At 47.2% G+C, this 6,081-nt stretch carries 2 protein-coding genes, 6 tRNA genes and 1 rRNA gene (1 of these 9 only partly in view); all 9 read right to left on the reverse strand.

Translation table 11 applies throughout. The features are described 5' to 3' along the window. Window positions 1-31: 31 nt before the first annotated feature. Entirely contained in the window at window positions 32-1,480 is a 1,449-nt protein-coding gene (locus tag KP625_RS07605; protein ID WP_238297057.1) for a glycoside hydrolase family 1 protein, read from the reverse strand. A 19-nt stretch (window positions 1,481-1,499) separates the two neighbouring features. After that, complete coding sequence (locus tag KP625_RS07610) at window positions 1,500-3,197, reverse strand: methyl-accepting chemotaxis protein (RefSeq protein WP_238297059.1); 1,698 nt, start codon at window positions 3,195-3,197, stop codon at window positions 1,500-1,502. Window positions 3,198-3,327: 130 nt separating this feature from the next. Beyond that, window positions 3,328-3,413 (reverse strand) — tRNA-Leu (locus KP625_RS07615). 30 nt (window positions 3,414-3,443) lie between these two features. Next, window positions 3,444-3,517 (reverse strand) — tRNA-Asp (locus KP625_RS07620). A 5-nt stretch (window positions 3,518-3,522) separates the two neighbouring features. Continuing rightward, window positions 3,523-3,596 (reverse strand) — tRNA-Ile (locus KP625_RS07625). A 73-nt stretch (window positions 3,597-3,669) separates the two neighbouring features. Then, a tRNA-Thr gene (locus KP625_RS07630) sits at window positions 3,670-3,742 on the reverse strand. 92 nt (window positions 3,743-3,834) lie between these two features. After that, window positions 3,835-3,906: transfer RNA gene (locus KP625_RS07635), tRNA-Glu, on the reverse strand. 7 nt (window positions 3,907-3,913) lie between these two features. Next, window positions 3,914-3,985 (reverse strand) — tRNA-Asn (locus KP625_RS07640). A gap of 98 nt (window positions 3,986-4,083) precedes the next feature. Continuing rightward, a 23S ribosomal RNA gene (locus tag KP625_RS07645) occupies window positions 4,084-6,081 on the reverse strand (it continues 882 nt past the right edge of the window).

Here is a 6,081-nt window from a genome sequence, read left to right on the forward strand (position 1 = left end):
TTGACATTCTTGTTTTTAATTTGAGAATCTTTTACAATTCTTCGCCATTTGTCTCAATCACATGCTTATACCAATCGAAAGAATCTTTCTTGTAACGCTTTAATGTTCCGCTGTTCTCATCTTCCTCACGGTCAACATAGACAAATCCATAACGCTTCTGATAACCGTTCAACCAGCTTAACAGGTCTGTATAAGACCATGTACAATACGCAAGTACACGGCAGCCATCATCACAAGCCTTCTTTAACTCTTCCACATGGCGCTTCAGATAGTCGATTCTGTATGGATCGTGGATTTTGCCATCTTCGAACTTGTCAAATGCGCCCAGTCCGTTTTCTGAAATCACGATTGGAAGATCATAACGGGAAGTAATCTCACGGCAACACATACGAATGCCCATCGGATCGATCGTCCAATCCCAATCTGTAGTAGGAAGGAACTGATTGGAAGGATTCTTGAAGAGTCCTGGCACGCCCTGTACCTTAGCAGTTCCCTTCTTTCCGGTCGTATTCATCTCGTGCGATGCGCCAACACCATCGATTGGGTTGTATTCTACAACCGTAGTCTGGTAATAATTTACACCCATAAAATCAACCTTGGCTGCAGCTTCCTTCAGGATTTCTACATCTCCCGCTTCCATCTGTGGAGCAACATCTCTACTTTCCAGATATGCCATTGCAGCGCGCGGATATCTACCATATGCGTATACATCCATCCAGTAATAGTTCTTCAGATCATCATAATCTGCTTTTGCCATCGCATTTTCCGGATGACAGTCAATCGCGTAAGATGGTCCATATGCAAATGAAGAGCCAACCAATGCTTCCGGATGTAATTTCTTCAAAGCCAGCACACTCTTTGCATGTGCCATAAATGCATGATGATTTACCTGATAGAACAGCTTCTCCTCATCAATCTTTCCTGGTGGGTGCATACCTCCCATCCAGCCCAGACCGGTAAATACGTTTTGCTCATTCATGATGATCCAATGCTTTACACGATCGCCAAAACGCTCAAACAAGATTGTTGCATAACGAACAAAATCATCTACAATCTGGCGGCTTTCCCAACCATGATACTGGTCTTCCAGTGCCTGTGGCATATCCCAATGATAGACTGTAACCATAGGAACAATGTTATTTGCCAAAAGCTCATTGATCAAATCATCGTAGAACTTCAAGCCCTTCTCGTTCACTTCACCATTTCCATCCGGGATAATTCGCGACCACGCGATGGAAAAACGATAGGTTTTAAGCCCCATCTCTGCCATCAGCCTGACATCCTCTTTATACATATGATAATGATCAACCGCCTTGTCACCGGTTGTACCCTGGAAAGTCTTACCCGGAATACGTACAAACTTGTCCCAGTTTGACATTCCCTTTCCGTCTTCATTCCAAGCTCCCTCTACCTGATATGCAGCAGATGCACTGCCCCATAAGAAATCAGCAGGGAAGCCTTTTGATTTTTCAAAATACATTGCGTTCCTCCTTGTCGATTTATAATTTGAATATATTCATACCGTCATCCAGTTCCTGCGCTGCCTGACGCATCGCGGTTGATTTACCGGTAATATCCTCCATGATTGCACCAACCTCTGTTGCGGATGCCGATGTCTGCTCGGTACCAGCCGCATTCGCCTCTGCGATTGCTGTCAAATTCTGTACGATACCAACCACATTCTCTCTTGCATCATTCATGCGTGTTGTATGCGTTGAAATCCGGTTGATTCCCTCTATCGACTGCTGAACACCGGACTGTACCTGTTCAAAAGCACTCTGTGTCTGCTCTACATGATCGCTCTGCGTATGCATGATTTCCTTCACGCCATACATAGTCTCCACTGCCTTTTCCGCATCTCGGAGTAATTCCTGTACGATCTCTTCGATATGTTCCGCAGATTCATTTGTCTGTTCAGCCAGCTTCTGAATCTCACTGGCTACAACACCAAAGCCCTTACCCTGTTCTCCCGCTCTCGCAGCTTCGATACTTGCATTTAATGCAAGTAGATTCGTCTCCTCTGCAATCGAAGTAATCAGGTGTGTTGCCTCACTGATCTTAAGTGCAGCTTCATTTGTCGTATTCGTCTGATCGGCAATAATATCAATATTCTCTTCGGCACGTGCATTTACCTGTTCCAACGCCTTCAAAATCTGAGATGCCTGTGTTGTACACTCCTGCATATCCTGTGCAAATGCAAGAAGTTTTTCTACCTCGTCGTTTGTCTCCTGAACCATGTTACCCATCTCGATAACCTGTTCCTCCGCACGCTGCGTCTCGCCAGCCTGTGTCGTTGCGCCTTCCGCAATATCATTAACTGCCTGCTCTACCTGCTCCATCGTCGTCGATGTCTCAGAAGCATCGGAATCAAGTACATTTGCAGCATCCATAACCTGCGCGCTCTTCTCCTTGATATTCTCTACCACACCCTTCAAAGACTGTGTCAGATAGTCAAGGCTTCGTCCCATGCGTCCAATCTCATCTTTACGGTTTGCCAGTCTGGTCTGAATCTCATTCTCCGTCAGATCCATATCTCCGACCTTCACCGTCAGTTCAGAAACCTCATTCATAGGCTTGACAATAATATACGCAAATGCAGATCCGATCGTTGCAACAATCAACAGCTCAAGTAATACGATAATTCCGATTTTTCCTTCTACCTTCCGGATACTGCTGAATACGTCATCATAATCGGCAGTTACCACCATGATAAAATCCTGTGTATCATTCACATAGATACCAGCGCACTTGTCTACACCCTTAAATTCATATTTAACAACTTCGTTTTCTACTTTCTTGCCCTTGCCAATCTTGGCAACCGCATCACTGACCGCCTTGTTCTCCACGGGCTTGCCGATCTTATCTGCGGTTGGATGGTACAGCATCGTACCATCGGCACTTACTACATATATGTAGCTGCTTTCAACGCCTTCCACCTGAACACCGGCAAGTATCGAAGCCAGATGCTCGCCGGACAGCACATCATCACCATCCGTGTCCAGCTCATTATCCAGCATAACGCCATAAGCTCTGGAAAGATCACGCATATATCCACGTGTGACTGAGCCGATCTCCTCCTTCGCAGAAGAAATAAACAGTGCGCACGCAAATCCTCCCGTTACGAAAGCAAAAAATGCCATCGCCAATAATATCTTCAGACGCACAGAATGTAAAAAATTAACCTTTTTGTGTTCCATATACCAAAACCTCCTGTAACAAAATACTAATCATATTTTATCACTTTTTGTGACAGGATTCAATCATAAGAACATATAAATCAAAAAGACTCAAACCCTTGATAATTCAAGAATTTGAGCCTCTTCAATATGCCGGCAACCGGAATCGAACCGGTACGGGAGATTAGTCCCGCAGGATTTTAAGTCCTGTGCGTCTGCCAGTTCCGCCATGCCGGCAAATTTGAACAACGCATATGCAGTTGTAAGCGACCCGGATGGGGTTCGAACCCACGACCTCCGCCGTGACAGGGCGGCGCTCTAACCAGCTGAGCCACCGGGCCAAAAGTGGACGTTCAGGGACTCGAACCCGGGACCGATCGGTTATGAGCCGATTGCTCTAACCAGCTGAGCTAAACGTCCGTATTGTCGATATACCTGTATACCCACAACATACATCAATATGAAACTATATAGCTTCGTATCTAATGTACAAAGCCGATGATCGGACTCGAACCGATAACCTGCTGATTACAAATCAGCTGCTCTGCCAATTGAGCCACATCGGCATATGTATTTATCAGCTGATTTGTAATCAGCTGCTCTGCCTCTTTATTTATAAATTCACATAAAAGGACCCTCTTTTGAGAATCCTTTCAAATGACCCCAACGGGAATCGAACCCGTGTTACCGCCGTGAAAGGGCGATGTCTTAACCGCTTGACCATGGGGCCTTAAAAACTCCCCGAGTAGGGCTCGAACCTACAACAACTCGGTTAACAGCCGAGTGCTCTACCATTGAGCTATCGAGGATTATATACCAGATACAATATTTCATGTACCTTCAGAACTTCATACAAAGATCTTATATCTAGCCCTTAACAAATCATCTTTCCGTTCTCTAAACCTCTAAGGATAAGCCCTCGACCTATTAGTACTTGTCAGCTGAACGTGTTGCCACGATTACACTCCAAGCCTATCAACCTTGTAGTCTTCAAGGGGTCTTACTCTTAATGATGGGATATCTTATCTTGAGGGGGGCTTCACGCTTAGATGCCTTCAGCGTTTATCCCTGCCGGACTTGGCTACTCTGCCATGCTGTTGGTACAACAACAGATACACCAGCGGTCCGTCCATCCCGGTCCTCTCGTACTAAGGACAGCTCCTCTCAAATATCCTACGCCCACGCCGGATAGGGACCGAACTGTCTCACGACGTTCTGAACCCAGCTCGCGTACCGCTTTAATGGGCGAACAGCCCAACCCTTGGAACCTGCTACAGCTCCAGGATGCGATGAGCCGACATCGAGGTGCCAAACCACTCCGTCGATGTGAACTCTTGGGAGTGATAAGCCTGTTATCCCCAGGGTAGCTTTTATCCGTTGAGCGATGGCAATCCCACTTTATACCACCGGATCACTAAGTCCTACTTTCGTACCTGCTCCACCCGTCGGTGTCGCAGTCAAGCTCCCTTCTGCCTTTGCACTCTTCGAATGGTTTCCAACCATTCTGAGGGAACCTTTGAGCGCCTCCGATACCCTTTCGGAGGCGACCGCCCCAGTCAAACTCCCCGCCAGACATTGTCCCCCAGCCGGGTCACGGCTGCAGGTTAGGAATCCAGTACTACAAGGGTGGTATCCCAACAGCGGCTCACACGAAACTGGCGTCCCGTGATCGTAGCCTCCCACCTATCCTGTACAGGTAGTACCGAATCCCAGTATCAAGCTGGAGTAAAGCTCCATGGGGTCTTTCCGTCCTGGCGCAGGTAACCAGCATCTTCACTGGTATTTCAATTTCACCGGGTGTGTTGTTGAGACAGTGCCCAAATCATTACGCCTTTCGTGCGGGTCGGAACTTACCCGACAAGGAATTTCGCTACCTTAGGACCGTTATAGTTACGGCCGCCGTTTACTGGGGCTTAAATTCAAACCTTCGCTTGCGCTAAGCTCTCCTCTTAACCTTCCAGCACCGGGCAGGCGTCAGCCCATATACCTCACCTTTCGGTTTTGCATAGACCTATGTTTTTGCTAAACAGTTGCTTGGGCCATTTCTCTGCGGCCTCTTCCGAGGCACCCCTTCTCCCGAAGTTACGGGGTCATTTTGCCGAGTTCCTTAACAACACTTCTCCCGCCGGCCTTAGGATTCTCTCCTCATCCACCTGTGTCGGTTTACGGTACGGGCACATATATCACAATAGCGGCTTTTCTCGACAGCTGGCTCATACACTTCCCTACTCTAGTTCGGTACGCATCACGTCTTCAGATTGAATGGTGGATTTGCCTGCCATTCTCCTACCTCGCTTGCCCCGGTCTTTCCATTCCCGGGCTGTACTTTCCATCTGTGTCCCCACATTTCTGAATATATGCGGTACAGGAATTTCAACCTGTTATCCATCGACTACGACTTTCGTCCTCGCCTTAGGCCCCGACTTACCCAGGGAAGATCAGCTTTACCCTGGAAACCTTAGATATTCGGCCTTTAAGATTCTCACTTAAATCTCGCTACTCATTCCGGCATTCTCTCTTCAATACAGTCCACAGCTCCTTCCGGTACTGCTTCGTTCCGTATTCAATGCTCCTCTACCAATCTTTCGATTCCTAAGCTTCGGTGTCGTGTTTCAGCCCCGGACATTTTCGGCGCAGGACCTCTCGACTAGTGAGCTATTACGCACTCTTTGAATGTATGGCTGCTTCTGAGCCAACATCCTAGTTGTCTTCGAAATCCCACATCCTTTTCCACTTAACACGTACTTTGGGACCTTAGCTGTAGGTCTGGGCTCTTTCCCTTTTGACTACCCAACTTATCTCGTGCAGTCTGACTCCCATACATCATCTTTACGGCATTCGGAGTTTGATAATCTTCGGTAAGCTTTGACGCCCCCTAGGATATTCAGTGCTCTACCTCCGCAAG

The organism is Eubacterium sp. MSJ-33 (assembly GCF_022174665.1).
Lineage (GTDB): Bacteria > Bacillota > Clostridia > Lachnospirales > Lachnospiraceae > Coprococcus_C.